Genomic DNA, 26,973 nt, shown 5'->3' with positions numbered 1-26,973 from the left:
CATGGACACGGCAGAGGCTGCCGCACAGGCGCGGGCCCGCTTCGTCGAGCGGTTCGCGGCGCAGCTGGTCGAGGCCGGCATGGCCCGGATGCCCGCGCGGATCTTCGCGGCGCTGCTCGCCTCCGACTCCGGTGCGCTGACCTCGGCCGAGCTGGGGGAGCGGCTGCGGGTGAGCCCGGCCGCCGTCTCCGGCGCCGTGCGCTATCTGACGCAGCAGCACATGGTCACCCGGGAGCGCGAGCCGGGGACGCGCCGGGATCTGTTCCGGGTGCACGACAACCAGTGGTACGAGGCGCTGACCAACCGCGACAGCGTGCTCAAGCGGTGGGAGGACGCCCTGCGCGAGGGAGTCGACACCATCGGCGCCGACTCCCCGGCGGGCCGGCGGCTCGCCGAGACGCTGGCCTTCTTCGAGTTCGTCCAGGTCGAGCTGACCGCGATGATGGAGCGCTGGCGGGAGCACCGCAAGACGCTCGGCCTGGACGGATAGCGCGCCCGGGGTCAGACGGCCGACCAGCCGCCGTCCACCGGGAGGACGGCCCCGCTGATGTTGCTCGCCGCGTCCGAGGCCAGGAAGACGATGGCCGCGGCCTGGGTCTCGGCCCCGGCCGGGGTGCCGACGTTGCCCATGTAGGCGCCGAGCGCCTGCGGGCCGGCGGCTTCCGGGTCGACGTTCAGCTGGATGTTGGTGATCGTGCCGCCGGGCGCGATGGCGTTGGCCCGGACGCCCCGGCCCCGGTACATCACGGCGATCGACTTGGTCAGGCCCACGATGCCGTGCTTGGCGGCGGTGTAGGCGGCACCGGCGGCCGAGCCGCGCAGCGCGGCCTCCGACGCCGTGAAGACGATCGCGCCCCGCCCGGCCTCCAGCATGTGCGGCACCACGGCCCGGGACAGCAGGAACGGCGCCGTGAGGTTGATCCGCAGCAGCCGCTCCCACTCGGCGTCGGTGACATCGGCGACGGCCGACATCGAGTCCATGATCCCGGCGTTGTTGACGAGCACGTCGATCGCGCCGAACCGCGCCAGCGCCGTCGCGACGACCTCGTCGACGACCTTCTGGTCGCTCAGGTCGCCGACGACGGCGACGGCGCCGCCGCCCGCGCCCTCGATCTCGGCGACGACCGCGGCGGCCGCCTCGGCGTTCAGATCGGCGACGACGACCCGGTCGCCCTGCCCGGCGAAGGCGAGCGCGGCGGCCCGCCCGATGCCGGAACCGGCTCCGGTGACGACGACGGCCCGGTTGGTGTCGGTGCTCATGTGATGCTCCCTGTTGGTGCGTTGGTGCGTTGGTGCGTTGGTGCGTTGGTGCTCGGTCTTCGGTTCTCGGTTTTCGGCGCTCGGTGCCGCCGGGTGGGGGCGAGGGGTCAGGGGCGCGGGGACGGGGCGAGGTCCGCCGGTGCCGCCGGCTCGGTCGCGGTGACGGCCTGCGCCTTGCGGTACGGGATCGTCAGCGTGATCAGCGCGGCGACCACGGCGACACCGCAGCCGAGGAGCATTCCGGTGCGGAACGCGTTCTCCGACGGCAGGGTGACCGGGCCGAGCTTCGTGGTCATCTGGGCCAGCACCACGCCGATCACGGCCGCCGAGACGGAGGTGCCGATGGAGCGCATCAGGGTGTTGAAGCTGTTGGCCGCCGCGGTCTCCGACTGCGGCACGCCGCCCATGATGAGCGCGGGCATGGCCCCGTACGCGAGTCCGACACCGGCCGTGATGACGCACATCGCGACCATCAACTGCCAGGCCGCGCCCATCAGGAAGACCGAGACGCCGTATCCGGCCGCGATCACGAGCGTGCCGAGCAGCAGCGTCAGCTTCGGCCCGTGCTTGCCGGTGAGCTTTCCGCCCAGCGGCGCGACGGCCATCATCATCAAGCCGCCCGGCATCATCCACAGGCCCATCGCCATCATGGACTGCCCGAGCCCGTAGCCGGTCGCCTTCGGCAGCTGGAGCAGCTGCGGCACGAGCAGCGACGAGGCGTACATCGCGAAGCCGACGACGACCGACGCCGCGTTGGTGAGCAGCACCTGCGGGCGGGCCGTGGTGCGCAGGTCCACCATCGGCTCGGCGGTGCGCAGTTCCCACACGCCCCAGCCGACGAGGACCACGACGGCGGCGGCGAACAGCCCCAGCGTCGTCCCGCTGCCCCAGCCCCAGTCGGCGCCCTTGGACACGGCGAGCAGCAGGGCCACGAGCCCGACGCCCAGGCCGACGGCGCCCGCGTAGTCGAAGCCGCCCACGCTCTCCCGGCGCTGCTCGGTGTCCGGCACGATCACCTTGTAGAGCACGGCGATCACGGCGCCGAGCGCGGCCGACACCCAGAACAGCACCCGCCAGCTGCCGTAGTCCGCGATGGCGGAGGCGAACGGCAGGCCGAGCGCGCCGCCGATGCCGAGCGAGGCGCTCATCAGGGCGATCGAGGTGCCGAGCTTCTCCGGCGGTACGAGGTCGCGCAGCAGGCTGATGCCGAGCGGCACCAGACCGACGCCGAGTCCTTGCAGCGCGCGGCCGGTGATCATCGTCGCCAGGTTCGTGGAGAGCGCCGCGACGACCGAGCCGATGATCAGCGGCACGGTCGAGACGAGCAGCATCCGCCGCTTGCCGTACAGGTCGCCGAGGCGGCCCATGATGGGCGTGGCCACGGCGGCGGCGAGCAGGGTGACGGTGGCCACCCAGGTCGCGTTCGACGCGGAGGTGTCGAGGATCGTGGGCAGTTCGCCGAGCAGGGGCACGACCAGCGTCTGCATGATCGAGGCCACGATGCCGCCGAACGCGAGGACGGCGACGATGCGCCCGGAGCCCGCGGCTTCGGGCTTGCTTGCTTCCATGACTGACAGCGCTCCTTGTCGGTGGGGCCCTCCGCGTTTCGTGCGCGCAAGGCATGTGCACCGTACAGCTGATATGCATAATGCACAATGTATGTATGGTGCACATCTCGCGTGATATACCTGCTGGGCGGGGGCAGTGCGAGAAAGGCGAAGGTGGACGCGGTGGGCAAGGGCACGGGCAAGGACAAGACCACGCGCGAGGTCGAGTTCGAGACCATGCTGCTCGGTCGGCACGGCTACCTGTTCGGCCCGCGCGCCCGGGGCGCCGACTGGCATCTCGACCGCAGCGCCTACATCCTGCTGACCCGGATCCAGATGGTCGGGCCGATGTCGATCGGTCAGCTCAGCGAGGCGACGGGGCTCGACGCCTCCACGCTCAACCGGCAGACGGCGGCGATGATGCGGGCCGGGCTCGTCGAGCGGATCCCGGATCCGGACGGGGGGATCGCCCGCAAGTTCCGGATCACCGAGGAGGGCACGAAGTTCCTCGACGAGGACCGGGCGCGGTATCTCGGGGTGCTCGAGGGGCTCATGGAGGACTGGAGCGAGGACGAGGTGGCCGATTTCGCCGCCGCGCTGCATCGGTTGAACCGGGCCATCGAGCGGCTGGACGGGCGGCCCTGGCCGCGGCCCTGACGGGTTGTCGTTCATCCGCGGCCCGGTGGGAACTGCGCGAGAAGCGGCCACCGGTCGTCAGTCGACGTACGACCCTCCGTCCGGGGGAACCTCGGGGGCGATCCGAGGCCCGGTCGGCCCGTCCCCTAGGTAGTGGTTCGTCCGCACCGATATGTCCTATGTGTCAGTAGTCATAGGAACGTACTGGTAGGGCGGTGGATCCGTATGCGCGGGGCGACCCGGTCGGTGATCATGCGGTGGGCGGGGCCCGCGCTGGGGGCGCTGATGGCGCTCGCCTGCGTCCTGGCGGGCCTCGGCCAGAGCGGAGCCCGGGCGGCAGCCGCCGCGGCGGCGCAGAACCCGCTGTCGGTCACCTTCGTGGCCCGCAAGTGCCCGCAGTACACCGACGTGATGGCCAACAAGGCCCGCAACAACGTCCAGGAGTCGCTGCGCGACCTAGGCCCCGACTCCAACTACGCGTCCGGAGAGGCGGTCTCGGCCGCCAAGGAGGCGGCCGGCACCCCGCTGCCGCCGTGCGAGCCCCTGCCGGGCTGGACGTTCTCCACCGGCACCGGCTTCACCGGCAAGACCTCCGCCTCGCTCAACCTGAGCACCGTCACCGGCCCGGTCCGCCAGAACATCACCACCAGGGCGAGCACCCCCGAGCTCGACGCCCAGGGCAACGACACCGGCCGCACCCTCGACGGCGCCGTCACCGTCAGCCTCAACAGCCAGGAGATCGCGGCCGGTTCGGGCCTGGTCGTGCAGGGCGGTACCAAGTCCCAGCCGCTCAACGGCCTCCAGGAGCAGTACGGATTCGCCGCGCTGCGCTGCGCGCAGGACTCCGTGAACGGCGACAACGTCGAGTACGTGTCCTTCCCCTCCGGCACCCGGCACGTCTTCTGCTACTACTACGCGATCACGCCCCCGCCGGACGCCGGCACCATCAAGGTGATCAAGAAGGTCGGCCCGGACAGCGCGGGCGAGAGCGACTTCCGCTTCGACGGCAACGTCTCCTACGCCGACACCAACGGCGACGGCACCAACGACTTCGTCCTGCACTCCTCGGCGCAGAAGCAGGACGAGATCACGTTCGTCCGGGGCGCGGGCGGCGCCCCGTGGACGTTCAAGGAGGTCGTGCCCGCCGACAGCGGCTGGAACCCGCCGACTCGGCCCAGCTGCACCGCCGTCGCGTCCGACGGCGGCGAGGGCACCAGCGCGGTGCGGACGGACTCGGTCGGCGCGACCTCCGTGGAACTGGCCGCGGGCGACACCGTCACCTGCACGTACACCAACACCAGAGCCAGCGGGAAGGCCCTCCTGGAGAAGGAGTCGGTCGGCGGCACCGGCACCTTCGACATCGACCTCGGTACGCCACCCGGCTCGCCGCCGGTGGCCGTCGCCCCGGTGACCACCCACCGCGAGGGCGTCCCCGTCACCGTGGCCGAGGCCCCGGCCGGCGCGGTCCCGGGCACGTACACGATCGACGAGGCGGTCCCGGCCGACGACGGCACCGGCACCTGGGATCTGGCCGGACTCAACTGCAACGGCACGGACGTGCCGATCAGCAAGGGCGCCCCGACGCAGAACGCCCCGAACGGGACCTGGCACGCCGAGTACGACCTGGCCTCGGTGGACGACGCGCGCTGCCTGCTCACCAACAAGTTCACGCCCGGCGGCGCCATCGACATCGAGAAGGTCACCGAGGGCGGCACCGGCACCTTCGCCTACGACGTGACCGCGCACCCGCTCGCCCGGCTCAGGGACGGCACCACCTACCGCTCCACCGCCACCACCGACACCGAGGGCGTCCCCGCCGCCGCCCACCCCGAGGACGGCACCGGACCGGCCGCCGACGAGCTGACCGTGAACGACAGCACCCACTACACCGTCCAGGAGTACCTGCCGCCGCCCACGGCCGACGGGCACTGGGAGCTGACCGACGCCGACTGCGGCACCGCCGGGTCCGGCGTGGACACCGCGCGGGGCACCGTGCAGGTCCGGCTCACCGCCGACGACCCGCGCCCCACCTGCCGGTTCACCAACCGCTTCGTCAAGGTGGGCACCCTCGACGTCACCAAGCGCACCAGTGGCGACACCTCCTTGCGCCCCGGTGCCGCGCACCTCACCCTGAGCTGCGCCGACGGCACCGAGGACGCGCTGGACGTCGCCCCGGGCGACACCTCGGGCGCCCTCACGCGGCACCGCTTCGGCAGCTCCACCACGTGCCGCCTGGAGGAGACCGCCACCGGCGCCGCCGACGACGCCGAGGTCGACACCTCGGCCGTACTCACCGTGGCGGGCGAGGAACCGCGGAGGATCACGCTGGGCGAGAGCTTCCCGGTCCGGACGGACGAGACGGCCTCGGTCGTCGTGACGAACACGTTCAGGGCGGCCACCCCGCCGACGTCACCGCCGCCGACCTCCCCGCCGCCCACCTCGCAGCCGCCCACGTCGCCGGCCCCGACCCCGTCCGTGACCTCGGGGATCCCGACCCCGCCGGTCACGCCGTCCCCGGGCCCGTCGCACCCCGGCCACCACCTGGCCGACACCGGTACCTCCACGACGGCCCTGTGGCTGGCCTTCGCCGCCTCGCTGGCGGTGGCCCTCGGCACCCTGCTGGTGACCGCGGTCAGGCGCCGCTAGAGCGCGGGTGCGGAGCGCGGGGGCCGGTGCTCACGGAAGCGCCAGCCCCCACGCCCCCACCCGTACCGTCCACGTCCGCGTCCGCACCGGCCCCCCGATGGCCACGGAGTCCGAGCGGTAGCGGAAGTCCTCGCCGGACACCGTGACCGTCCGGGCCCGGGTGCTCAGGTCCGCGGTCCGCGCACACCGCACCTCCACCCGCGCCAGCCCCGTCCCGGTCGCGGGCCCCACGCGGACGCCCTCCACCGGCTGGTCCAGGTCGACCAGGGTCACCCCGTCCGCCTCCACCCGCAGCCGCGCGGGCGCACCGGAGTCCGCCGGGACCGGCCGCACGGGCCGCGCCGCGATCGAGCGCACCAGCGAACGGCACGTCCGCAGCCACGGCCGCTCGGTACCGGGCGGCGCCGGGGACTCGGCCAGCGGCGGGATGCGCAGATCGCCGAGCACCACCCCGTCGCTGTCGTCGACCAGCAGATCGAGCCGCCGCTCCGTGCCGTAGAGCGCGGCCCGCGCCGCGGCGACCGCCCCCGACGGCACCCCGAGCGAGCGCGCCAGCGCGACACCGGCCCCCACCGGCACCATCGACAGCACCGCGCCGGACAGCTCCCGCTCCCGGTGCAGCAGCGACACCGCGCGCAGCAGGGCGCGGTCGTCCCCGACCACCACCGGCCGCCGCGCACCCCGCTTGGCCAGCGCTTTCGCGAAATCCTCGGGGCCGTCCGGCAGGCACACCTTGGCCGTCGCGCCCGCACACAGCACATCCTTGGCGATCCGCACGGACTCCCCGTCCGTGCGCCGGGCGAACGGGTCGACGATCACCAGCAACTGCCGGGACAGCTCCTCGCCCGTACGGTCAGATGGAAGGTCCAACGCCGCCACCTCGGCCTTGCCTCGCTTCCTCGGGTAGCATCTTTGTGCAAGAGCCCCTTGCGCTATTGCGCCAGGGGCTTCGTCTATTCCGGGGCACCCCAAGGCTCACGAAGGCCCGCCGCACCGACGCGGCGCGGACCCCTGACCTTGGACATGCCCCGCCCGGAAGGGGTGTACGCCTGTGCCCGCACTTGTGCTGCTCGGTGCTCAGTGGGGTGACGAAGGCAAGGGAAAGGCCACCGACCTGCTCGGTGGATCCGTGGACTATGTGGTGCGCTACCAGGGCGGCAACAACGCCGGTCACACGGTCGTCGTAGGCGACCAGAAGTACGCGCTCCACCTCCTCCCTTCCGGGATCCTCTCGCCGGAGTGCACACCGGTCATCGGAAACGGTGTCGTCGTCGACCCGTCGGTCCTGCTCTCCGAGCTGAGCGGTCTGAACGAGCGCGGCGTCGACACCTCCAAGCTGCTGCTCAGCGGCAACGCGCACATCATCACGCCGTACAACGTGACGGTCGACAAGGTGACGGAGCGCTTCCTCGGCAAGCGGAAGATCGGCACCACGGGCCGCGGCATCGGCCCGACCTACGCGGACAAGATCAACCGCGTCGGCATCCGCGTCCAGGACCTCTACGACGAGTCGATCCTCACCCAGAAGGTCGAAGCGGCCCTCGAGGTCAAGAACCAGCTCCTGACCAAGCTCTACAACCGGCGCGCCATCGAGGCGCAGCAGGTCGTCGAGGAGCTGCTCGGCTACGCGGAGCAGATCAAGGGCTATGTCGCCGACACCACCCTGATCCTCAACAACGCGCTGGACGAGGACAAGGTCGTGCTCTTCGAGGGCGGCCAGGGCACGCTCCTCGACATCGACCACGGCACGTACCCCTTCGTCACCTCGTCGAACCCGACCGCGGGCGGCGCCTGCACGGGCACCGGCGTGGGCCCGACGAAGATCGGCCGGGTCATCGGCATCCTGAAGGCGTACACGACCCGCGTCGGCGCCGGCCCGTTCCCCACCGAGCTGTTCGACCAGGACGGCGAGGACCTGCGCCGCATCGGCGGCGAGCGCGGTGTCACCACCGGCCGTGACCGCCGCTGCGGCTGGTTCGACGCGGTCATCGCCCGCTACGCGACCCGCGTGAACGGCCTGACGGACTTCTTCCTCACCAAGCTCGACGTCCTCACCGGCTGGGAGCAGATCCCGGTCTGCGTCGCGTACGAGATCGACGGCAAGCGCGTCGAGGAACTCCCGTACAGCCAGACCGACTTCCACCACGCGAAGCCGGTGTACGAGTACCTGCCCGGCTGGTCGGAGGACATCACGAAGGCCAAGACCTTCGGCGACCTCCCGAAGAACGCGCAGGCGTACGTGAAGGCGCTGGAGGACATGTCCGGCGCCCCGATCTCGGCCATCGGCGTCGGCCCCGGCCGCGACGAGACGATCGAGATCAACTCGTTCCTGTAGAGCTGTGGTCGGCAGTGCCCCGGTCCGCCTACGGCGGACCGGGGCACCGCCGTTCCTGGCCTCAGCCGCTCCTCGTGTAGGTCAGCGTCTGCTTCTTTCCCGACGGGTCGATCATGACGCGGCGCAGCTCGCCCGAGGGCAGGATCGTGATGGTGCTCGGCCTGCCCGGGGTGCAGTCCGCGCGCGGCTCGGCGACCACCGGGTCGGTGCCGCCGATGCGCAGGGTGGAGTCGCTGGCCGATGTCAGCTCGCCCTGGAAGACGCAGTGGTAGGCCGCGCCCTGCTTGTCGTAGCCGTCCGCCGTCATCGACAGGACCGTGTCGCCCCGCCCGCCCTGCTGGATGGTGATCTGGCGGGGGTGGTGCCCCAGGTCGTTGTCGATCGCGCCGTCCCACGTGCCCAGGTACTTCGCCGGTATCTCGCCCGCGTCCCCGCCCGACTGCGACGTGGTCGACTCCACCGTCTGGCTCGGCTGCTGCGAGGTGGGCGCGTCCTGGCCCTGCGTGGAGGCCTGCGCCGACGCGGACGCCGACGCCGAGGCGCTGGACGCCGTGCCGCCGGCCTGCGGCGACGAACCCTTGCCGGTGTTCCCGTCGCCCTTCATCAGCGCGTACACCGAGCCGCCCGCGCCGAGCGCGACGATCAGCGCCACCGCGACCAGCGCCGCCGTCGAGCGGGTGCGGCGCGGCTCCTGCGGGGGCAGCGGGGCGGGGCCGTAGGGCGGGGTCTGGCTCCAGCTGCCGTGCGGATAGCCGTACGCCGGGGCCTGGTGCGGATAGCCGTACGCGGGCGGGTTCGGCGTGGCGGCCGGCGGGGCCGTGGCGGCCGGCGGTGCGCTCTGGCTGACGACCACCGTCGGCAGATGGTTCACCGGGGTCGCGCCGCCGGGCGCGCCCGGCGGAGGCGGTGCGGGCACCGGTACGGCCGCCGGGGCGTCGCCGCCGTCCGGATCCTCCGAGTCGAGCAACTGCACGGCGTGCCGCCCGAGTTGGGCCACCAGCGCGCCGGGCAGCCACGGGTCGCGGGTGCGGCCGCCGTCGCCCAGGGTGTCCTCGGCGCCGGTGCGCTCCAGGATCTCGTCGGGCGTCGGCCGCTCCCGGGGCTCCTTGCGCAGGCAGTCCCGGACCAGCTCGTGCAGCCCCTCCGGGAGGTTCGTCAGGTCCGGCTCCTCCTGGGCTATCCGGAACATCAGGGCGTGCACCCCGCTGTTGGACGTGCCGAAGGGCAGCGCGCCGGTCGCCGCGTACGCCAGCACCGAACCCAGGCAGAACACGTCGCAGGCCGGGGTGATCCGGTCGCCGCGCACCTGCTCGGGCGCCATGAAGCCGGGCGAGCCGACCAGCGCGCCGGTCCGGGTCAGACCGCCGTCGGTGATCGTCTCCAGCGCGCGGGCGATGCCGAAGTCGATGACGCGCGGGCCGTCGATCGTCACCAGCACGTTCGACGGCTTCAGGTCGCGGTGGACGATCCCCGCCGCGTGCACGTCCTTGATCGCGTGGGCCAGCCCGGCCGCCAGGATGCGCACGGAACGCTCCGGCAGCGCGCCGTAGTCGTGCGAGACCACCTGCTGGAGCGAGGGTCCGGCCACATACGCGGTCGCCACCCACGGCACCTGCGCCCCGGTGTCCGCGTCGAGCACGCTCGCCGTCCAGGCGCCGCCGACCTGCCGGGCCGCCTGCACCTCCTGCCGGAACCTGTTCCGGAACTCCTCCTGCTCCGCCAGCTCCTCGCGCACCAGCTTCACGGCGACGGTGCGCCCGCGCTCCGAGCGTGCCAGGTACACCTGCCCCATGCCGCCCGCGCCGAGCCGGCCGAGCAGCCGGTACGCCCCGATGCGCTGCGGGTCCCCCGGCCCCAGAGCCTCAAGTCTGTCCATGTCGCGCCACCCTCCCCCGGTATGTGTGCAACAAATCGAGAATAGTGCCGACCTACGACAGAGGGACCCTTACTGGCTTCTACGGTTCCGTAACGGACCTGTCCTGATAAGGAACCCGCACCTCGGCGCGGGCGACAGACTGTCGTGTTCCCCGGCGTCCCGCAGACAGGACGCCGATGGCACCCGCGGGCGGCGCCCCTTTACCCTCGGCCCCATGACCCCTCAGCCGAATCCCCAGGTCGGCGCAGCCGTCAAGGCCGCGGACCGCGCACACGTGTTCCACTCCTGGTCCGCACAGGAGCTCATCGATCCGCTCGCCGTCGCCGGTGCCGAAGGCTCGTACTTCTGGGACTACGACGGCAACCGCTACCTCGACTTCACCTCCGGGCTCGTCTACACGAACATCGGGTACCAGCACCCGAAGGTCGTCGCCGCGATCCAGGAGCAGGCCGCGAAGATGACGACCTTCGCGCCCGCGTTCGCCGTCGAGTCGCGCTCCGAGGCCGCACGCCTCATCGCCGAGCGCACCCCCGGCGACCTCGACAAGATCTTCTTCACCAACGGCGGCGCGGACGCCGTCGAGCACGCCCTGCGCATGGCCCGTCTGCACACGGGCCGCCCGAAGGTGCTCTCCGCCTACCGCTCGTACCACGGCGGCACCCAGCAGGCCATCAACGTCACCGGCGACCCGCGCCGCTGGGCCAACGACAGCGGCTCGGCCGGTGTCGTGCGCTTCTGGGCGCCGTTCCTGTACCGCTCGCGCTTCTACGCCGAGACGGAGGAGCAGGAGTGCGCCCGCGCCCTGGAGCACCTGGAGTCGACGATCCGGTTCGAGGGTCCCTCGACGATCGCCGCGATCATCCTGGAGACCGTCCCGGGCACGGCCGGCATCATGCTGCCGCCGGAGGGCTACCTCGCGGGCGTGCGCGAGCTGTGCGACAAGTACGGCATCGTCTTCGTCCTCGACGAGGTCATGGCGGGCTTCGGCCGCACCGGCAAGTGGTTCGCCGCCGACCTGTACGACGTCGTGCCCGACCTCATGACCTTCGCCAAGGGCGTGAACTCGGGCTATGTGCCGCTGGGCGGCGTCGCGATCTCCGGCGCGATCGCGGAGACCTTCGCCCAGCGCCCGTACCCCGGCGGTCTCACCTACTCCGGGCACCCGCTGGCCTGCGCCGCCGCCGTCGCCACCATCAACGCGATGGAGGAGGAGGGCATCGTCGAGCAGGCCGCGCGGACCGGCGCGGAGATCATCGAGCCGGCCCTGCGCGAGCTCACCGAGCGCCACCCGTCGGTCGGCGAGGTGCGCGGCGTCGGCATGTTCTGGGCCCTGGACCTCGTACGGGACAAGGAGACGCGCGAGCCGCTGGTGCCGTACAACGCGGCCGGGGCGGACAACACGCCGATGGCCGCGTTCGGCGCCGCCGCCAAGAAGAGCGGCCTGTGGCCCTTCATCAACATGAACCGCACGCACGTCGTGCCGCCGCTGAACATCACCGAGGCGGAGGCCAAGGAGGGCCTCGCCGCCCTGGACGCGGCGCTGTCCGTCGCGGACGAGTACACGGTCTGACCGCGCCCGGTGTCCGGTGGGCCGGGGGACCGGCCCACCGGAAGCGGTTCAGCTGAAGATGATCATCGAGCCCTGGGCCAGGCTGCGGGTCGCCGCCTGGTGCAGGCCCAGCCACACATGACGCTCCCGCGCGAACGGGCTGTCGTCGAGCGGCACCGCGGCTGCCGGCTCCTCCAGCGCGGTGGGACCGGCGGGCGGCTCGGGCGCCGACGGCGGGTTCGCCGGGTCGATCCCGATCGCCGGAGCCACGTACTCCAGTTCGCGCAGCAGCGCGTGCGACGAGCCCAGCGGGCCGCCTCCGGCGAGCAGTTCGTCGTTGGACAGCGGGGTCGGGAAGTCCACGGGCACGTACGCGCCCGCGTGGTCGTAGTGCCACACCAGATGCGAACCCTGCGCCGTCGACTCGAACATCTCCAGCAGCTGCTCGTAGTCCCCGCCGAGTTCGTCGACCGGGGTCACCGCGAGCCCGCACAGCTGGAGCAGGTACGCGCGGCGCAGGAAGTGCAGCGCGTCGTAGTCGAAGCCCGCGACAGGGGCCACGTCGCCGGAGAGGCCCGGCATGTACGCGTAGACCGGCACCGGCGGCAGTCCTGCCTCGTGCAACGCCTTGTCGTAGAGCGCGAGTTCGTCGGCGAAGGGATTGTCGGGGCTGTGGCACAGCACGTCGACGAGGGGGACGAGCCACAGGTCACAGGCCAAGGGGGCTCCTTAGAGTCGGACGTCCTGCGTCAGCGCCAGGGTAGTGCGCGGCGGGCCGCGGCAGACCTGTCTTGCAGGGAACCGTTCAGAGGGTCCGTTCGCCGGTGATGCGCTCGACCAGCGCGAGCGAGTCCGCGTTGTACGCGGCGATGATCGCGTGGGCGCCCCGGGGATCCCGGGCGGTGAGGGCGTCGACCAGCTCGCAGTGCCCCGCCCACAGGCGGCCCCTCAGCTCCCCGGCGCGGCGCAGGTGCGGCACCGTGTACATCCAGGACTGCACGCGCAGCCGGTGGAAGAAGTCGGAGAGGTAGGGGTTGCCGAAGAGCGCCGAGAGCTCCCGCCAGAACCGCAGGTCGTAGCCGATCAGCACGTTCAGGTCGCCGGCGGTCGCGGCGCGGGCCGCCTCCTCGCCGCGGCGGCGCACTCCGGCCAGGGCCTCGAAGGTGGCCGGGTTCTGGGGGGCGCTCTCGGCGAGCCCGCGGAAGATGCCGTCGGCGACCAGGCTGCGGGCCTCGATCATGGCGCGGTGGTCGGCGAGGGAGTACTCGTGGACGCGGAAGCCGCGGTGCTGGGCGGAGTCGAGGAGGCCCTGGGCCGTGAGGTCGACCAGGGCCTCGCGGACGGGGGTGGCCGAGACGCCGTAGCCGTCGGCGATCTCCTTGACGGTGAATTCCTGGCCCGGGGTGAGGCGTCCGCTCAGGATCTCGTCGCGCAGGGCGTCCGCGATCTGCTGGCGCAGGGTGGAGCGGGTGACGGTGGGGCCGTCGGGTGCCACGGGTCCCCTCCGGGGGTCGCTCGGTTATGTGTTCGGGTCAGCCTAGCCGCGGGGTGGTTGTTCTTCGGGTGCGGCCCGGTGGGGCTTCTCGCGCAGTTCCCCGCGCCCCTGACGGGGCCGGTGTGCGTGGGCCGCCGCCGGTTTCGTCGTGGCTGGTCGCGCAGTTCCCCGCGCCCCGCGGTGGAGCCGCTGATGTGTACGGTCCCGCGCCCCTACGGGGCGCTACCTCGGCTCCGGAGGGCGTTGGCGGGGCATGTTGGGGCGGGTGCCCGGGGGGAGGGGGAAGCGGGGGATGCCGTTCGTCTCCGGGCTGCGGGGGGCCGGGCCCGTGAGGGAGGACTGCATCACCAGCGGCGCCGGGCCCGAGCGGAACTCCACCATCCAGTCCGCCGTCTCGGCCCGCACCAGCTCCGTCACGTCGTCGGAGAACCGCCGCAGCACCCCCAGACACCGCTCGGCGGCCTCGCTCGCCGTCCCCTCGGCCGGCCCCAGCACCTCGCGCACGCTCTCCGACGCCCAGTCGAACTGGAGCACCAGCAGTCGCCGCTGCACCGCCTGTGCCGTGGCGACATCCCTTATCCAGCCCGAGGTCAGCCCGAAGTACCGGTCGCCCCCGACGCACGCCACGGCCAGCAGCAGCGCGAGATACCCCCACGGCGCCGTGCCCGACACGGCGGCCGTCAGGTCGAGCAGCGGCAGCACCCCGGCGCACACGGCCCCGAACACGGCCCCCGCCCGCAGGGCCCGCGCGCCCCGGCGCTTCCAGACCCGGTCGGCGAGATAGCGGTCCGCGGTCCGCAGGGCGCCCCGCTCGACCCACCGGTACAGCTCGTCGAGCCGCTCGGCGGGCTCGCCCCAGTCGCCGAGCGGGAACGCCCGCCCGGTGAGGTCGCCGGCACCCTCCTGGGGCGGTCCTTCGGGCTGCATCTCCGGCTGACTCACCCGGCACTCCCTCGACTGGTCACGGCTGGGGCTCGATGTGCAGCATCTTCCTACCGCCCAATGGGTGGCCAAGGTCCCGTTTTCGCGGGTTTTACGCCTAGAAGTGGGCCTTCATCAGGTATAGGGCCGCAGGCGTTCTCACCCGAAAGAGTGCAGTCAAAGGTGCCAGGGCGGTGGCCCCCGGGACCACGTAGGCTCGGTACTCAGACCGCACGCACCCGGACCCCAGGAGCTGATCGTGATCCCCGGTGGTGGCCAGCCCAACATGCAGCAGCTGCTTCAGCAGGCCCAGAAGATGCAGCAGGACCTCGCGAAGGCGCAGGAAGAGCTGGCGCAGACAGAGGTCGAGGGCCAGGCGGGCGGCGGCCTCGTCAAGGCGACGGTGACCGGCTCGGGCGAGCTGCGGGCCTTGACGATCGACCCGAAGGCGGTCGACCCCGAGGACACCGAGACCCTCGCCGACCTCGTCATCGCGGCGGTCGCGGCGGCCAATGAGAACGCGCAGACGCTCCAGCAGCAGAAGCTCGGCCCGCTGGCGCAGGGCCTGGGCGGCGGCAGCGGCATCCCGGGCCTCCCCTTCTAGGCCCGGCGCCGACTACCGTACGTACCGAGCGACACCCCACCGGAAGGCGACTGATCCGTGTACGAAGGCGTGGTCCAGGACCTCATCGACGAGTTGGGCAGGCTGCCCGGCGTCGGTCCCAAGAGCGCGCAGCGGATCGCCTTCCACATCCTCCAGGCGGAGCCCACCGACGTCCGGCGGCTCGCGCAGGCGCTGATGGAGGTCAAGGCGAAGGTCCGCTTCTGCGCCACGTGCGGAAACGTGGCGCAGGAGGAGCTGTGCAACATCTGCCGGGACCCGCGCCGCGACCTCTCCGTCATCTGCGTGGTCGAGGAGCCCAAGGACGTCGTCGCGATCGAGCGGACCCGTGAGTTCCGCGGGAAGTACCACGTCCTCGGCGGGGCGATCAGCCCCATCGAGGGCGTCGGTCCGGACGATCTGCGGATCAGGGAGCTGCTCGCCCGCCTGGCGGACGGCACGGTCACCGAGCTGATCCTGGCGACCGACCCGAACCTGGAGGGCGAGGCCACGGCGACGTACCTCGCCCGCATGATCAAGCCCATGGGCCTGAAGGTCACCCGCCTGGCCAGCGGCCTCCCCGTCGGGGGCGACCTGGAGTACGCGGACGAGGTCACCCTCGGCCGGGCCTTCGAGGGGAGACGACTCCTAGATGTCTGATGCCACCCTGCACGCCACCAGCCAGGACCCGAACGACTTCGCGGTCCAGATCTCCGACCAGATCGAGTCGTTCATCGTCGCGGTCACCGAGATCGCCAAGGGCGACGAGCCGGACTCCGCCGTGCCGTTCCTCCTCCTGGAGGTCTCCCAGCTGATGCTGGCGGGCGGCCGGCTCGGCGCGCACGAGGACATCGTCCCGGACGAGCGCTACGAGCCGGACCTCGGCCCCGAGGCCGATGCCGACGAGCTGCGCGAGCGGCTGGCGAGAATGCTCGACCCGATCGACGTCTACTCCGAGGTCTTCGACCCGTACGAGCCCCGCAAGGCGCCCGTCGCGGCCCGGATCTCCGACGACCTGGCCGGTGTCGTCGCCGACCTGCGGCACGGCATGGCCCACTACCGCGCGGGCCGGATCACCGAGGCCCTGTGGTGGTGGCAGTTCTCGTACTTCTCCAGCTGGGGCTCGACCGCCTCGGCCACCCTGCGCGCCCTGCAGTCCCTGGTCGCCCACGTCCGGCTGAACCAGCCGCTGGCGGAGCTCGACGGCCTCGACACCGACGAGGACCTCGCCGCGGGCGAAAGCACCCTGGAAGAGGAAGCGGGCAGAGTCATGGCCGAGGAGATCGCCGGCCCCTTGGGCCTGCGCACGGTCAAGTAAAGGCGCCCCTGTAAGGGGCGCGGGGAACTGCGCGAGAAGCCCCACGAACCTGCAGTCGCGACCGGTGCGAACCAGCCACGTCGATCAGGCGCCCCGATGTGACCCGCCCCACGATTCCGGTTGATCCCCGAAGGGGCTGGGCATGCGCTTGTCCGGAGCGGCCGGACGCCGGTGGCCAGTTGGCCCGGTGATCACTTCGTGGGCGGGACATCTCACGATGCGATACAGCCGGGGCGGAATTCGGCCGCTCGTTAAACTGAGCCGACCGCCATGCACGCGCATGCGCGGTGACAGACGGACTGAGCGAGGAGCGCACGTGGGCCTTGTCGTGCAGAAGTACGGAGGCTCCTCCGTAGCCGATGCCGAGGGCATCAAGCGGGTCGCCAAGCGCATCGTGGACGCCAAGAAGAACGGCAACCAGGTGGTTGTCGTGGTGTCCGCGATGGGCGACACGACGGATGAGTTGATCGATCTCGCCGAGCAGGTATCCCCGATCCCTGCCGGACGAGAGTTCGACATGCTGCTGACCGCCGGAGAGCGGATCTCCATGGCACTGCTGGCCATGGCGATCAAAAACCTGGGCCACGAGGCCCAGTCGTTCACGGGCAGTCAGGCCGGTGTCATCACCGACTCGGTCCACAACAAAGCCCGGATCATCGACGTCACGCCGGGCCGCATCAAGGAGTCCCTGGACGACGGCAACATCGCCATCGTCGCGGGCTTCCAGGGTGTCTCGCAGGACAAGAAGGACATCACCACGCTCGGCCGCGGCGGCTCCGACACGACCGCGGTCGCCCTTGCCGCCGCGCTCGACGCGGAGGTCTGCGAGATCTACACCGACGTCGACGGTGTGTTCACCGCCGACCCGCGCGTCGTGAAGAAGGCGCGGAAGATCGACTGGATCTCCTTCGAGGACATGCTGGAGCTCGCCAGCTCCGGCTCGAAGGTGCTGCTCCACCGCTGTGTGGAGTACGCCCGGCGCTACAACATCCCGATCCACGTGCGGTCCAGCTTCAGCGGACTGCAGGGCACCTGGGTCAGCAACGAACCGCTCGTGAAGAAGCAAGGGGCAGAGTCCGTGGAGCAGGCGATCATCTCCGGTGTCGCGCACGACACCTCCGAGGCGAAGGTCACCGTCGTCGGCGTTCCGGACAAGCCGGGCGAGGCCGCGAAGATCTTCCGGGCCATCGCCAACGCCGAGATCAACCTCGACATGATCGTCCAGAACGTGTCGGCGGCGTCGACCGGTCTGACCGACATCTCGTTCACGCTGCCCAAGACCGAGGGCCGCAAGGCCATCGACGCCCTGGAGAAGCAGCGGGCCAACGTCGGCTTCGACTCGCTGCGCTACGACGACCAGATCGCCAAGATCTCGCTCGTGGGCGCCGGCATGAAGACGAACCCGGGCGTCACGGCCGGATTCTTCGAGGCGCTGACCGACGCGGGCGTCAACATCGAGCTGATCTCGACCTCCGAGATCCGCATCTCGGTGGTCACGCGGGCCGACGACGTGAACGAGGCCGTGCGCGCCGTGCACTCCGCCTTCGGACTCGACTCGGACTCCGACGAGGCCGTGGTCTACGGAGGCACCGGCCGCTGATGGCCGAAAACTCCATGCGGCGTCCGACGCTCGCGGTCGTGGGTGCGACCGGGAGCGTCGGCGCCGTTCTGCTGCAGCTGCTGTCGCAGCGCGCGGACATCTGGGGCGAGATCCGGCTGATCGCCTCCCCGCGCTCGGCCGGGCGCAAGCTCACCGTGCGCGGCGAGGAGACCGAGGTCGTCGCCCTGGAGGAGTCGGTCTTCGACGGGGTCGACGTCGCCATGTTCGACGTGCCCGACGACGTGGCCGCCCAGTGGGCGCCGATCGCCGCCGCCAAGGGCGTGGTCGTCGTCGACAACTCCGCCGCCTTCCGGATGGACGCCGACGTGCCGCTCGTCGTTCCCGAGGTCAATCCGCACGCCGCGCGCGTGCGGCCGCGCGGCATCATCGCCAACCCGAACTGCACGACCCTGTCGATGATCGTGGCCGTCGGCGCGCTGCACGCCGAGTTCGGCCTGCGCGAGCTGGTCGTCTCCTCGTACCAGGCGGTGAGCGGCGCCGGCCGCTCCGGCGTCGAGACCCTGCGCGCCCAGCTGTCGCTCGTCGCCGGTACGGAGCTGGGGACCAGCCCGGGCGACGTGCGCCGGGCCGTCGGCGACGCCACCGGCCCGTTCCCTGAGCCGGTCGCGCTGAACGTCGTACCGTGGGCCGGATCGCTCGCCGAGGACGGCTTCTCCTCCGAGGAGATGAAGGTGCGGGACGAGTCCCGCAAGATCCTCGGGCTGCCGGAGCTGAAGGTCGCCGTGACGTGTGTACGGGTGCCGGTCGTCACGACGCACTCCCTCACCGTCCACGCCCGCTTCCAGAGCGAGGTCACCGCGGACAAGGCGCGCGAGATCATCGCGACCGCGCCCGGCGTCGTGCTCTTCGACAATCCGGCCGCGGGGGAGTTCCCCACGCCCGCGGACGTGGTGGGCACCGACCCGACCTGGGTGGGCCGCGTGCGGCGCTCGCTCGACGATCCGGCCGGGCTCGAACTCTTCGTGTGCGGGGACAATCTGCGCAAGGGCGCCGCGCTGAACACCGCGCAGATCGCCGAACTCGTGGCCGCGGAAATCAGCGTTGGCTGATCCCTACACCTATGTCGCGATATAGCCGCCCGCGCCGTGTCCGGCCTGCGGGCCGCCTCTTCCCATATGCGGATCCGATCATAAAATCTGTGTAGGTTCTGTGTGTGAGATTGGTCCATACCACTTGCCGCAGAACGGTTGACCGTTCGAAGATTTCCTCCCCACCCCGCAACCGCACGCGGGGTGGGGAGCGTCTTTAGCGGGCGCCCTCGGAGGTGTCCTCCCGCGGGCGTGACAGGGGCATAGGGGAAGAGCAGGTAGATACGCATGTCGGCATTGAGCGCGGCGCCACCGCTGACGGTGGCGAAGTCTGTCGCAAATGGGGCGCCGTACGCGTACAACCCTGACGGGGGGAAGCGTGTCCAACAGGCGTGGCAGCAGAGGTTCTCGACTTCACAGCGGTACAGGCGAGAGGCGCGGCGGTACTCCGTCCGCCCCTCGCACCCATCGGCGTGCGTCGCGCCCGAGGCCGGGCGCCCGGCGGCATGCCGGTGATCGCGCCCATGCCCGCGCGCATTCCGACGCAACTGCAGGGCGCTGACGAGACGATGGCGGCCGGCACCACAGTCGATCACCTCACCGAGACCTACCGCGCCCACTACCGCTCCCTGCTCGGACTCGCGGCGCTCCTCCTCGACGACACCGCCTCCTGCGAGGACGTCGTGCAGGAGGCGTTCATCCGGGTCCACTCGGCGCGCAAGCGGGTGCGCGACCCCGAGAAGACGCTCGCGTACCTGCGCCAGACCGTGGTGAACCTGTCGCGGTCCACGCTGCGCCGGCGCATCCTCGGCCTGAAGCTGCTCACCAAGCCGATGCCGGACATGGCGAGCGCGGAGGAGGGCGCGTACGACCTCCTGGAGCGCGACGCCCTGAAGAAGGCGCTCAAGGGGCTCCAGCGGCGCCAGCGCGAGGTCCTGGTCCTGCGCTACTTCGCGGACATGACCGAGGCGCAGGTCGCCGAGGCGCTCGGGATATCCCTCGGCTCGGTGAAGGCCTACGGCTCCCGCGGCATCGCCGCCCTGCGCGTCGCCATGGAGGCGCCGGTATGAGCACCCCCGGACGAGGCCCCGACGATCCCGGGGAGTACGACGAGCACCACACGCACGACCGACATGCTGGGAACTCACCTGTGAACGACGGATCCCCTCGCCCGGCCGATGCGGCGGCCGACGACGAGCTGGCGCTGCGGCGGATGATGCGGCAGGCGGTCGAGGAGATCGAGCCGTCGGACGCGGCTCTGGACAAGCTGCGCCGCGCGGTGCCCGCGCGCCGGGCCCGCAAGCGGCAGGCCACGGTCGGCGCGGTCGCCGCCGGGGTCTTCGTCGCGATGGCGATCCCCGCGGTGCTGCACGTGACGAACACCGGCTCCGCCGACGACCACCCGTCCATCGCGGGCAACAGCACGGCCACGCACAAGGGAAAATCCGCGGGAGCCGGCGACAAGGAGTCGGGCGGCTCGACCGGGCACTCCGAGGAGCGCGGCAAGGACGGGAAGAAGAGCAAGAAGGGCGGCGGTGACAAGAGCGCGGGCGGCGGTGCCACGGCCGGCGCCGATCCCGCGTCGACGGCCGCCGCGTCCTCCCCGACCTGCGACGCGGCCGAGCTGGGCACTCCGGTGCCGACGGTCGGCCAGCCCGACGCCGGCGGCGCGGTCTACGGCTCCTTCCGCGTCACCAACACCTCCGGCGGCAGCTGTACGGTCGACAGCCCCGGCAGCATCGTCACCATCGCGCAGGGCGCGGCCGACCCGGCCGCGGTGACCGTCGTGGACCACACCTCGGGCGACCGGGCCACCGGCCTGCCCGACCCGGCGAGCCAGCCGGCCCAGCTGGTCCTCGAGCCCGGCAAGGCCTACGAGGTGCGGTTCGCCTGGGTACCGTCCACGCCGTGCTCCGCCGGGGGCGGCGACGGCGGCGGGACCGGCGGCACCGGGGGCGGGGAGCCGACCCCGACGCCGTCGGCGAGCGCTGACACCACGCCCACCACGGGCGACAGCTCCGCCACCGCGCAGCTCGCCCCCCAGCTGGGCTCGGACGGCACGGACGGCGGAAGCGTGGTCGTGTCGCACGTCGCGGAGCCCGGGGCGCCCACGGCCGCCGCGACGATCCCGGACGCCTGCGCCGGGACGGTGTACAAGACGGGGCTGCTGCCCGCGTCCTGAGCCGGGTGCGGCCCAGGAGCCGGGCGGCTCAGGCCTGTGCGGCGTCCCGCTCGTCCGGGGCGCCCAGGCCCAGCTCGGCGTCCCTGATGGTCTCGGCCTCGCGCCGCACCAGGCGGAACCACATGAACACGACGAAGCCCGCGAAGACGAACCACTCGCCGGTGTAGCCCAGGTTCTGGAACGCCTTCAGGTCCAGGCCGCTGCCCTGCGCGGCGGTGGCCGGGACCGCCGTCATGGACCCGTCGGCCTTGTCGAGCGTCACCCAGGCGTCGTACACGTCGTACGGCACCAGGTTCACCAGCGACGCGGCGCTGATCATGCCGAGCTGGCCCGCGGGGAGTCCGCCGGCGGCCGTCACCCCGTTCGACCCCTGGGACTCGGAGGCCTGGAGCGCGCCGGTCACCGTGACCTCGCCGGTGGGCGCGGCGGGCGCCTTGGCGGCGGAGGCCGTGCCGGGCAGCCAGCCGCGGACCACCGGGAGCGCCTTGCCGGTGCCGTCGACCTTGAGCAGCGTCACGACGTAGAAGCCGGTCCGCCCGTCGAGGTCGCGGTTCGGCACGAGCAGCTGCTTGCCGTAGCGGCCGGTCGCGGTGGCCCGCTTGCCGGAGGTGTCGGTGGAGACCGGAAGCAGGGCGGCCAGCGGCCGGGCCGCCGCCGTCCTGTTGCTCTCCGTCTGCTCCGAGGCCGTCCGGTGATTGTCCATCCGGCCCTCGAAGCGGCCGAGCTGCCACGAGCCCATGTACAGGCAGAACGGGATCGCGAGGAGCACGAAGAGGTGGATCCCCAGCCAGCGGGGGGTCAGCAGGAACCGGTACACGCCTTCTACGGTACGGGTCCGATATAAAGCCACATCCCGCGCCCCCCGCCCGCGCCCCGCCGGGCGGCTCAGCCCGGCAAGTGGCGCCTCGCGAAGTCGAGTTCGAGCGCGACCTGCTTGATGCGCTCGTCGACGACCAGGGAGCCGTGCCCCGCCTCGTACCGGTACACCTCGTGCACCGCGTCGCGCGCGGCGAGCCGGTCCACGTAGTTGTCGATCTGGCGGATCGGGCAGCGCGGGTCGTTGAGCCCCGCCGAGATGTAGACCGGGGCCTTCACGTCGTCGACGTACGTGATCGGGGACGACGCCGTGAAACGGTCCGGGACCTCGTCGGGCGCCCCGCCGAAGAGGGTGCGGTCGAGGGCCTTGAGGGCCTCCATCTCGTCCTCGTACGCCGTGACGTAGTCGGCGACCGGGACGGCCGCGAGGCCCACCGCCCAGGCGCCCGGCTGGGTGCCGATGCCGAGCAGGGTGAGATAGCCGCCCCAGGAGCCGCCGGCCAGGACGAGCCGGTCGGGGTCGGCGAGCCCGGAGCCGACCGCCCACTCGCGGACCGCCGCGATGTCCTCCAGTTCGATCAGGCCGACCCGGTGCTTGAGGGCGTCGGTCCACTCCCTGCCGTATCCGGTCGAGCCCCGGTAGTTGACCCGGACCACCGCGTACCCGTGCTCGACCCAGGCCGCCGGGCCCGCCGCGAAGGAGTCCGAGTCGTGCCAGGTGGGGCCGCCGTGGATCTCGAAGACGGTGGGCAGCGGCCCGCTCGCCCCGGCCGGCTTCTGCACGAGGGCGTGGATGCGGCCCCCGGGGCCCTCCACCCAGACGTCCTCGACGGGGACGGAGGCGGGGGCCTTCATGCCGGGCGGGTCGAGGACGACGCCGCCCGCCGTCGAGCGCACCACCGGCGGCTCGGCGGCCGACGACCACAGGTACTCCACGCTGCCGTCGGGCCGGACGGTGGCGCCGGAGACGGTGCCGGGCGGGGTGTCGACCTTCGTCAGCGCGCCCGTGCCGAACTCGTACCGCCACAGGTCGCCCCGGGCCTCGAACTCGTGGGCGATGAGCAGTGCCGAGCCGTCCGGGTACCACTCCGCCGAGACGTCGCCGGGCAGGTCGAGGGCGAGGTCGGTCTGGGTGCCGGAGGCGATGTCCCACACCATCGGCTCCCAGCGGCCGCGCCGCTGGTGTCCGACGAGCAGCCGGGTGTCGCCCGCCACGGGCGCGAAGCCGAGCACTTCGAGGCCCAGCTCCTCGGTGCCGCCGGCCGTGTCGTCCAGCTCCGCGACGGTCGAGCCGTCGAGCCGGACCACGCGCAGCGCGGAGTGCATGGCGTCGCCGTGCTCGGTGTGCTCGATCGCGATCAGGGTGCCGTCGTGGCTCAGGTCGCCGACGCCCGCCGACTCGCGGTGCCGGTAGATCTCGGCCGGGGCGTCGGCGCCCGGCCGGACGACGTGGAGCGTCGTGCCGTCCTCGTCCGTGGACCGGCCGACCACCGCCGTGTGTCCGTCCCGGCCGATCGCGAGGCCCGCCGGATAGGAGGGGGCGAGTCCGGGCACGGCCTCGGTGTCCGGGCCGCCGCCGAAGGGCTGGCGCAGCCAGACGCCGAACTCGTCGCCGTCCTTGTCGCTGAACCACCAGATCCACTCGCCGTCGGGGGAGAGCACCCCGTCCGTCGTCCCGTTCGCCCGGTCCGTCGCCTGGCGCTGGGTGTCCGTGGCTCTGTCCCAGGCGTAGAGCTCGTACGTCCCCGTCGCGTTCGACACGAACAGGGAGCGGTCCGGGGCGTCCTCCGCCCAGTCGGGCAGGGACACGCGCGGCGCCCGGAAGCGCTTCTCCCAGTCGGGCATGGTCCCGTTGCTGTCACTCATGGCCCCATAGTGCCCGGACCCGCCGACACTTCGCTGGCGGGTCCCCACAGCCTGTGGACAACTTCTGTCGGTACGCGCTCAGGCGTGGCCCCGGGGCAGGCGTATGACCGCCCGCCCGCTCGCCAGGTCCACCCGGGACCGCGCGGGCGGAGCGCCGTCCTCCTAGGGCGTGTGTCGAAAGTCCCGTCTGCCTCGCGGGGTCTGGCACGCACGCTCGCGGCGTTGCCGAAACGCCCTCATAGCTCCGCTATGAGGACGCCCCGGCGCCTTGCGATCGCACGCACCAGACCCCGCGAGGCCCGCCCTTCGGGCGAACGACGGGACTTTCGACACACGCCCTAGGGCCTGTCCGGCGGATCTTGTCGCGGGCGCGGGGTCTGCCACGCCGACCTGCGGCGTTGTCGTCGGTTGCCGACGCTCCGCGTCGACGCCCTCCTCCGCCTTGCATCTCGACGCACCAGACCCCGCTCACCAGCACAGAGACGTGCGGGCCGACCGACTGCGACCTGATCCGCCGGACAGGCCCTAGTCGTCGCGGAGCACCAGCGCGCTCTGCCGCTCCTTCAGCTCGTTCTGCTTGCCCGCCGAGAACGTGGCGTGCAGCTGTTCGAAACCGGTGGACGACACCTGGGAGCGCCCCTTGCGGCGCCCGGCGAGCCGCAGCCCCTGGTCGGTGAAGGCGATGACCGTGAGGGCGACGACGAGCCCCGGCAGCGTCATGAAGAAGACGAGTCCCATCGGCTCAGTAAACCGCCTGCGCGCGGTACGCGACAGGGGCGGCGTGACCCGGCCGGATGGTGCGTCCGAGGGGAGCGGCCGGGTCCGCCTCGCAGGTGGCCCCCTGTGCTGCACGCCTGCCGTCCGCCCACCGACACAGGAGGGGGGAGAGGATGAACAGCGCCGACGCAGTTCATCCGCATGTCCCATGTACGGCGACGGTGAGGGGAATCTACGCCTTTGCGCCGCATCCCGGAATACCTCGCGCATATATCTGTTCCGCGACCCGTGATCCACCGCCCCGAGTGGCAGCTCCGGCCCGCTCGGGTGAGGCTGACCGGGGGAACCCGGGGGCGTGCGCGACGGGAGACGGTGAGCGATGTTCGCAGCTCTGGGGCGGTTCGTGGTCCGCAGGCCGTGGTGGGTGATCCTCGGCTGGGTGGTGGTCGCGGCGGCCGTGATCTCACTGGCGCCGAAACTGACCTCCAGCTCGGACGAGGCGAGCTTCCTGCCCGACAGTTACGAGTCGATCAGGGCGTCCGACGTCCAGGAGACGGAGTTCCCGAAGCAGCAGAACATCGGGGCCGTCATCGTCTTCCAGCGCTCCGACGGCGAGAAGCTGACCGCTGCCGACTCCGCCGAGATCGTCCGCGTGTCCAGGGACCTGACGGCCAAGGACATCCCGAAGGTCGACGCGGTCGTCCCCGGCAAGGCCTCCCCGAACGGGCTCGTGCAGACCTCCATGGTCGCCATGCCGAAGATCACCGACCCCTCGGACACGTCCGAGCAGGACGCGGTGAAGACCCTGCGCGGCGACCTCCAGCAGGAGATCAGGGGCACCGGCCTGCACGCCGGGATCACCGGCTCCGCCGCCACCGCTCTCGACGAGTCCGAGGCGTCGGAACGCGCGGGCCTGCTGGTCGGCGTCGGCACCATCGTCATCATCGTCGTGCTGCTCCTGCTGATCTTCCGCAGCCCGATCATCGCGCTGCTCCCGGTCGTCCTGATCGGCCTCATCTCGCCGCTCGCGACCGGTCTGATCGCCTCCGCCAACAAGGCGTTCGACATGAAGGCCGACTCCTCGATCCAGGAGCTGCTCACCGTCGTCCTGTTCGGCGTCGGCACCGACTACATCCTGTTCCTGCTGTTCCGCTACCGGGAGGCGCTGCGCGCGGGCGAGGACCCGAAGTCCGGCATGGTGCACGCCGTGGAACGGGTCGGCGAGGCCATCACCTCGGCGGCCGGAGCGGTCATCGTCGCGTTCGCGGCCCTCGCGCTCTCCACCCTCGGCATGCTCAAGTCGATGGGCCCGGCGCTCGCCATCGCCGTGTTCGTGACGCTGTGCGCGGGCCTGACGCTGGTCCCGGCGGTCGTCTCGCTGCTCGGTACGAGGGTGTTCTGGCCGTCCAAGTCCTGGCAGCGGGAGCCGGCCGGTACGGGGTTCGCCCGGCTCGGCGGGGCGATCGGGCGGCGGCCCGCCGTGTGGGCGCTGGTCTCCGCGCTCGTCATGGCCGTCCTCGCGCTCGGCGCCCTCGGCTACAAGGCCAACTTCGACCTCTCCACCTCCTCGCTGCCCAAGACCAAGGAGTCCATGGTCGCGCTGAAGGACCTGGAGAAGGGCTTCCCCGCGGGCACCACCGACCCCACCAGCGTCTATCTGACGTCGGACTCGGACACCCCGCTCACGGTGGCGCAGACCGCCGCCTTCCGGAAGTCGCTGTCCGAGGTCGACGGGGTCGGCACCGTCGGCGCGGCCACGCGCAGTACCGACGGCACCGCCGCGGCCTACAGCGTGATCCTCGACGATCCGCCGGCCTCCGACGCCGCCATGTCCACCGTCCGGAACGACCTGCGGCCCGCCGCCCAAGCGAACGCGCCGGACGGCACCAAGGCCCTGGTCGGCGGCATCACCGCCGTCTACGTCGACATCAACAAGGCCGTCGACCGGGACTACTCCGTGGTCTTCCCCGTCGCCGCGCTCTGCATCATGGTCATCCTGGGTCTGCTGCTGCGCAGTCTGGTCGCGCCCTGGTACCTGATGGCGTCGGTGGCGCTCGGGTTCGGCGCCACGCTCGGGGCCACGTCCTTCCTGTTCACGCAGATCGGCAGCCAGCCCGGGCTGATGTTCATGCTCCCCGTGATCATGTACTTGTTCGTGGTCGCGCTCGGCACCGACTACAACATCCTGATGGTGTCGCGGCTGCGCGAAGAAGCCCGGGCCGGGCGGAGTCCGCATGACGCGGCCGGCACCGCGGTGCGCCATTCCGGGCCGACGATCGCCTCGGCGGGGGTCATTCTGGCCGGTACCTTCGCCACGCTGATGCTGGCCGGGAACTCGACGCTCTCCCAGATGGGGTTCGCGTTGTCGTTCGGGATCGTGATCGCGGCGTTCGTGATGGCGATGGTGTTCACTCCGGCCCTGACCGCGCTGATCGGCCACGCCGCCTGGTGGCCGGGGCACGGGGACCGCCGCTCGAAGTCGTAGTTCGTCCGCGGCCCGGTGGCCTCTTCTCGCGCAGTTCCCCGCGCCCCTGAGATGCCTACGGCATCCAGGGGAGG

At 71.8% G+C, this 26,973-nt stretch carries 22 protein-coding genes and 2 pseudogenes; 13 read left to right on the top strand and 11 right to left on the bottom strand.

Annotation, left to right across the window (positions count from 1 at the left end; translation table 11 throughout):
• The first annotated feature begins 1 nt into the window (after position 1).
• Complete coding sequence (locus tag ABII15_RS18030; protein WP_353943349.1) at positions 2–490, top strand: MarR family transcriptional regulator; 489 nt, start codon at positions 2–4, stop codon at positions 488–490.
• A gap of 11 nt (positions 491–501) precedes the next feature.
• Here the strand turns inward: ABII15_RS18030 and ABII15_RS18025 are convergent, their stop codons facing one another.
• Together ABII15_RS18025 and ABII15_RS18020 are read right to left on the bottom strand one after the other, a co-directional pair.
• Positions 502–1,260: an SDR family NAD(P)-dependent oxidoreductase gene (locus tag ABII15_RS18025; RefSeq protein ID WP_353943348.1), complete on the bottom strand. Its 759-nt coding sequence runs from the start codon at positions 1,258–1,260 to the stop codon at positions 502–504.
• 107 nt (positions 1,261–1,367) lie between these two features.
• The gene (locus ABII15_RS18020) at positions 1,368–2,828 is read right to left on the bottom strand and encodes an MFS transporter (protein ID WP_353943347.1); all 1,461 of its coding nucleotides are present in this window, start codon (positions 2,826–2,828) and stop codon (positions 1,368–1,370) included.
• A 216-nt stretch (positions 2,829–3,044) separates the two neighbouring features.
• Here ABII15_RS18020 and ABII15_RS18015 point away from each other — a divergent pair, with 216 nt between their 5' ends.
• Both ABII15_RS18015 and ABII15_RS18010 read left to right on the top strand, forming a co-directional pair.
• Positions 3,045–3,464 carry a MarR family transcriptional regulator gene (locus ABII15_RS18015; RefSeq protein WP_353947103.1) on the top strand — a complete coding sequence of 140 codons (420 nt, stop codon included), beginning with the start codon at positions 3,045–3,047 and terminating at the stop codon, positions 3,462–3,464.
• 204 nt (positions 3,465–3,668) lie between these two features.
• Positions 3,669–6,089: a hypothetical protein gene (locus tag ABII15_RS18010; RefSeq protein ID WP_353943346.1), complete on the top strand. Its 2,421-nt coding sequence runs from the start codon at positions 3,669–3,671 to the stop codon at positions 6,087–6,089.
• A gap of 30 nt (positions 6,090–6,119) precedes the next feature.
• On the opposite strand, the gene ABII15_RS18005 is transcribed toward ABII15_RS18010, so the two are convergent.
• A complete protein-coding gene (locus ABII15_RS18005) occupies positions 6,120–6,959 on the bottom strand; it encodes a diacylglycerol kinase (RefSeq protein WP_353943345.1) in 840 nt (279 codons plus the stop codon).
• A gap of 181 nt (positions 6,960–7,140) precedes the next feature.
• Between ABII15_RS18005 and ABII15_RS18000 the strand changes: the two genes are divergently transcribed.
• Positions 7,141–8,424, top strand: coding sequence for an adenylosuccinate synthase (locus ABII15_RS18000; RefSeq protein WP_353943344.1), 1,284 nt, complete (start codon positions 7,141–7,143; stop codon positions 8,422–8,424).
• 61 nt (positions 8,425–8,485) lie between these two features.
• Here the strand turns inward: ABII15_RS18000 and ABII15_RS17995 are convergent, their stop codons facing one another.
• Positions 8,486–10,300: a serine/threonine-protein kinase gene (locus tag ABII15_RS17995; RefSeq protein ID WP_353943343.1), complete on the bottom strand. Its 1,815-nt coding sequence runs from the start codon at positions 10,298–10,300 to the stop codon at positions 8,486–8,488.
• Positions 10,301–10,514: 214 nt separating this feature from the next.
• Between ABII15_RS17995 and ABII15_RS17990 the strand changes: the two genes are divergently transcribed.
• Positions 10,515–11,870 carry an aspartate aminotransferase family protein gene (locus ABII15_RS17990; RefSeq protein WP_353943342.1) on the top strand — a complete coding sequence of 452 codons (1,356 nt, stop codon included), beginning with the start codon at positions 10,515–10,517 and terminating at the stop codon, positions 11,868–11,870.
• Positions 11,871–11,918: 48 nt separating this feature from the next.
• Here the strand turns inward: ABII15_RS17990 and ABII15_RS17985 are convergent, their stop codons facing one another.
• The 3 genes from ABII15_RS17985 to ABII15_RS17975 all read right to left on the bottom strand — a co-directional run bounded on the left by ABII15_RS17985 (position 11,919) and on the right by ABII15_RS17975 (position 14,286).
• Complete coding sequence (locus ABII15_RS17985) at positions 11,919–12,569, bottom strand: hypothetical protein (RefSeq protein ID WP_353943341.1); 651 nt, start codon at positions 12,567–12,569, stop codon at positions 11,919–11,921.
• Positions 12,570–12,654: 85 nt separating this feature from the next.
• On the bottom strand, positions 12,655–13,344 hold the full coding sequence (locus tag ABII15_RS17980; protein ID WP_353943340.1) for a GntR family transcriptional regulator: 690 nt from the start codon (positions 13,342–13,344) through the stop codon (positions 12,655–12,657).
• 222 nt (positions 13,345–13,566) lie between these two features.
• Positions 13,567–14,286: an SLATT domain-containing protein gene (locus ABII15_RS17975; RefSeq protein WP_353943339.1), complete on the bottom strand. Its 720-nt coding sequence runs from the start codon at positions 14,284–14,286 to the stop codon at positions 13,567–13,569.
• Positions 14,287–14,524: 238 nt separating this feature from the next.
• On the opposite strand from ABII15_RS17975, the gene ABII15_RS17970 reads away from it, so the two are divergent.
• From ABII15_RS17970 to ABII15_RS17940, 7 genes are all read left to right on the top strand, one after another.
• Positions 14,525–14,869 carry a YbaB/EbfC family nucleoid-associated protein gene (locus tag ABII15_RS17970; protein ID WP_111662851.1) on the top strand — a complete coding sequence of 115 codons (345 nt, stop codon included), beginning with the start codon at positions 14,525–14,527 and terminating at the stop codon, positions 14,867–14,869.
• A 57-nt stretch (positions 14,870–14,926) separates the two neighbouring features.
• Positions 14,927–15,526: a recombination mediator RecR gene (recR, locus tag ABII15_RS17965; RefSeq protein ID WP_018529216.1), complete on the top strand. Its 600-nt coding sequence runs from the start codon at positions 14,927–14,929 to the stop codon at positions 15,524–15,526.
• Entirely contained in the window at positions 15,519–16,184 is a 666-nt protein-coding gene (locus tag ABII15_RS17960; RefSeq protein WP_353943338.1) for a DUF5063 domain-containing protein, read from the top strand. Before recR ends, ABII15_RS17960 begins: the two co-directional genes overlap by 8 nt.
• Before the next feature lie 316 nt (positions 16,185–16,500).
• A complete protein-coding gene (locus ABII15_RS17955) occupies positions 16,501–17,784 on the top strand; it encodes an aspartate kinase (protein ID WP_353943337.1) in 1,284 nt (427 codons plus the stop codon).
• Positions 17,784–18,854 carry an aspartate-semialdehyde dehydrogenase gene (locus ABII15_RS17950; RefSeq protein ID WP_353943336.1) on the top strand — a complete coding sequence of 357 codons (1,071 nt, stop codon included), beginning with the start codon at positions 17,784–17,786 and terminating at the stop codon, positions 18,852–18,854. The genes ABII15_RS17955 and ABII15_RS17950 overlap by 1 nt, the downstream gene beginning before the upstream one ends.
• Positions 18,855–19,339: 485 nt before the next feature.
• A complete protein-coding gene (locus ABII15_RS17945; RefSeq protein WP_353947102.1) occupies positions 19,340–19,903 on the top strand; it encodes a SigE family RNA polymerase sigma factor in 564 nt (187 codons plus the stop codon).
• An 80-nt stretch (positions 19,904–19,983) separates the two neighbouring features.
• On the top strand, positions 19,984–21,015 hold the full coding sequence (locus ABII15_RS17940) for a hypothetical protein (RefSeq protein ID WP_353943335.1): 1,032 nt from the start codon (positions 19,984–19,986) through the stop codon (positions 21,013–21,015).
• A 28-nt stretch (positions 21,016–21,043) separates the two neighbouring features.
• Here the strand turns inward: ABII15_RS17940 and ABII15_RS17935 are convergent, their stop codons facing one another.
• The 4 genes and pseudogenes from ABII15_RS17935 to ABII15_RS17920 form a co-directional block, all read right to left on the bottom strand.
• Positions 21,044–21,832, bottom strand: a complete 789-nt coding sequence (locus ABII15_RS17935) for an SURF1 family protein (RefSeq protein ID WP_353943334.1) — start codon at positions 21,830–21,832, stop codon at positions 21,044–21,046.
• Between the two features lie 68 nt (positions 21,833–21,900).
• Entirely contained in the window at positions 21,901–23,697 is a 1,797-nt protein-coding gene (locus tag ABII15_RS17930; RefSeq protein ID WP_353943333.1) for a prolyl oligopeptidase family serine peptidase, read from the bottom strand.
• Between the two features lie 78 nt (positions 23,698–23,775).
• Positions 23,776–23,859: pseudogene (locus ABII15_RS17925) on the bottom strand (DUF6191 domain-containing protein); the annotation flags it as partial.
• Between the two features lie 366 nt (positions 23,860–24,225).
• Positions 24,226–24,435 (bottom strand): annotated as a pseudogene (locus ABII15_RS17920) (hypothetical protein); the annotation flags it as partial.
• Positions 24,436–24,793: 358 nt separating this feature from the next.
• Between ABII15_RS17920 and ABII15_RS17915 the strand changes: the two are divergent.
• Positions 24,794–26,899 carry an MMPL family transporter gene (locus ABII15_RS17915; RefSeq protein ID WP_353943332.1) on the top strand — a complete coding sequence of 702 codons (2,106 nt, stop codon included), beginning with the start codon at positions 24,794–24,796 and terminating at the stop codon, positions 26,897–26,899.
• Positions 26,900–26,973 lie beyond the last annotated feature (74 nt).

Source organism: Streptomyces sp. HUAS MG91 (assembly GCF_040529335.1).
GTDB lineage: Bacteria > Actinomycetota > Actinomycetes > Streptomycetales > Streptomycetaceae > Streptomyces > Streptomyces tabacisoli.
Note: the sequence above shows the minus strand (reverse complement) of the source record. Positions and strands in the feature narration are given on the sequence as shown.

Coding starts and splice junctions, on each gene's coding strand:
- ABII15_RS17960 (WP_353943338.1), top strand. CDS start 15,519: ATGTCTGATGCCACCCTGCACGCCACCAGCCAGGACCCGAACGACTTC.
- ABII15_RS17930 (WP_353943333.1), bottom strand. CDS start 23,697: ATGAGTGACAGCAACGGGACCATGCCCGACTGGGAGAAGCGCTTCCGG.
- ABII15_RS17990 (WP_353943342.1), top strand. CDS start 10,515: ATGACCCCTCAGCCGAATCCCCAGGTCGGCGCAGCCGTCAAGGCCGCG.
- ABII15_RS18015 (WP_353947103.1), top strand. CDS start 3,045: ATGCTGCTCGGTCGGCACGGCTACCTGTTCGGCCCGCGCGCCCGGGGC.
- ABII15_RS18030 (WP_353943349.1), top strand. CDS start 2: ATGGACACGGCAGAGGCTGCCGCACAGGCGCGGGCCCGCTTCGTCGAG.
- ABII15_RS17950 (WP_353943336.1), top strand. CDS start 17,784: ATGGCCGAAAACTCCATGCGGCGTCCGACGCTCGCGGTCGTGGGTGCG.
- ABII15_RS18010 (WP_353943346.1), top strand. CDS start 3,669: ATGCGCGGGGCGACCCGGTCGGTGATCATGCGGTGGGCGGGGCCCGCG.
- ABII15_RS17995 (WP_353943343.1), bottom strand. CDS start 10,300: ATGGACAGACTTGAGGCTCTGGGGCCGGGGGACCCGCAGCGCATCGGG.
- ABII15_RS18025 (WP_353943348.1), bottom strand. CDS start 1,260: ATGAGCACCGACACCAACCGGGCCGTCGTCGTCACCGGAGCCGGTTCC.
- ABII15_RS17945 (WP_353947102.1), top strand. CDS start 19,340: ATGCCGGTGATCGCGCCCATGCCCGCGCGCATTCCGACGCAACTGCAG.
- ABII15_RS18020 (WP_353943347.1), bottom strand. CDS start 2,828: ATGGAAGCAAGCAAGCCCGAAGCCGCGGGCTCCGGGCGCATCGTCGCC.
- ABII15_RS17915 (WP_353943332.1), top strand. CDS start 24,794: ATGTTCGCAGCTCTGGGGCGGTTCGTGGTCCGCAGGCCGTGGTGGGTG.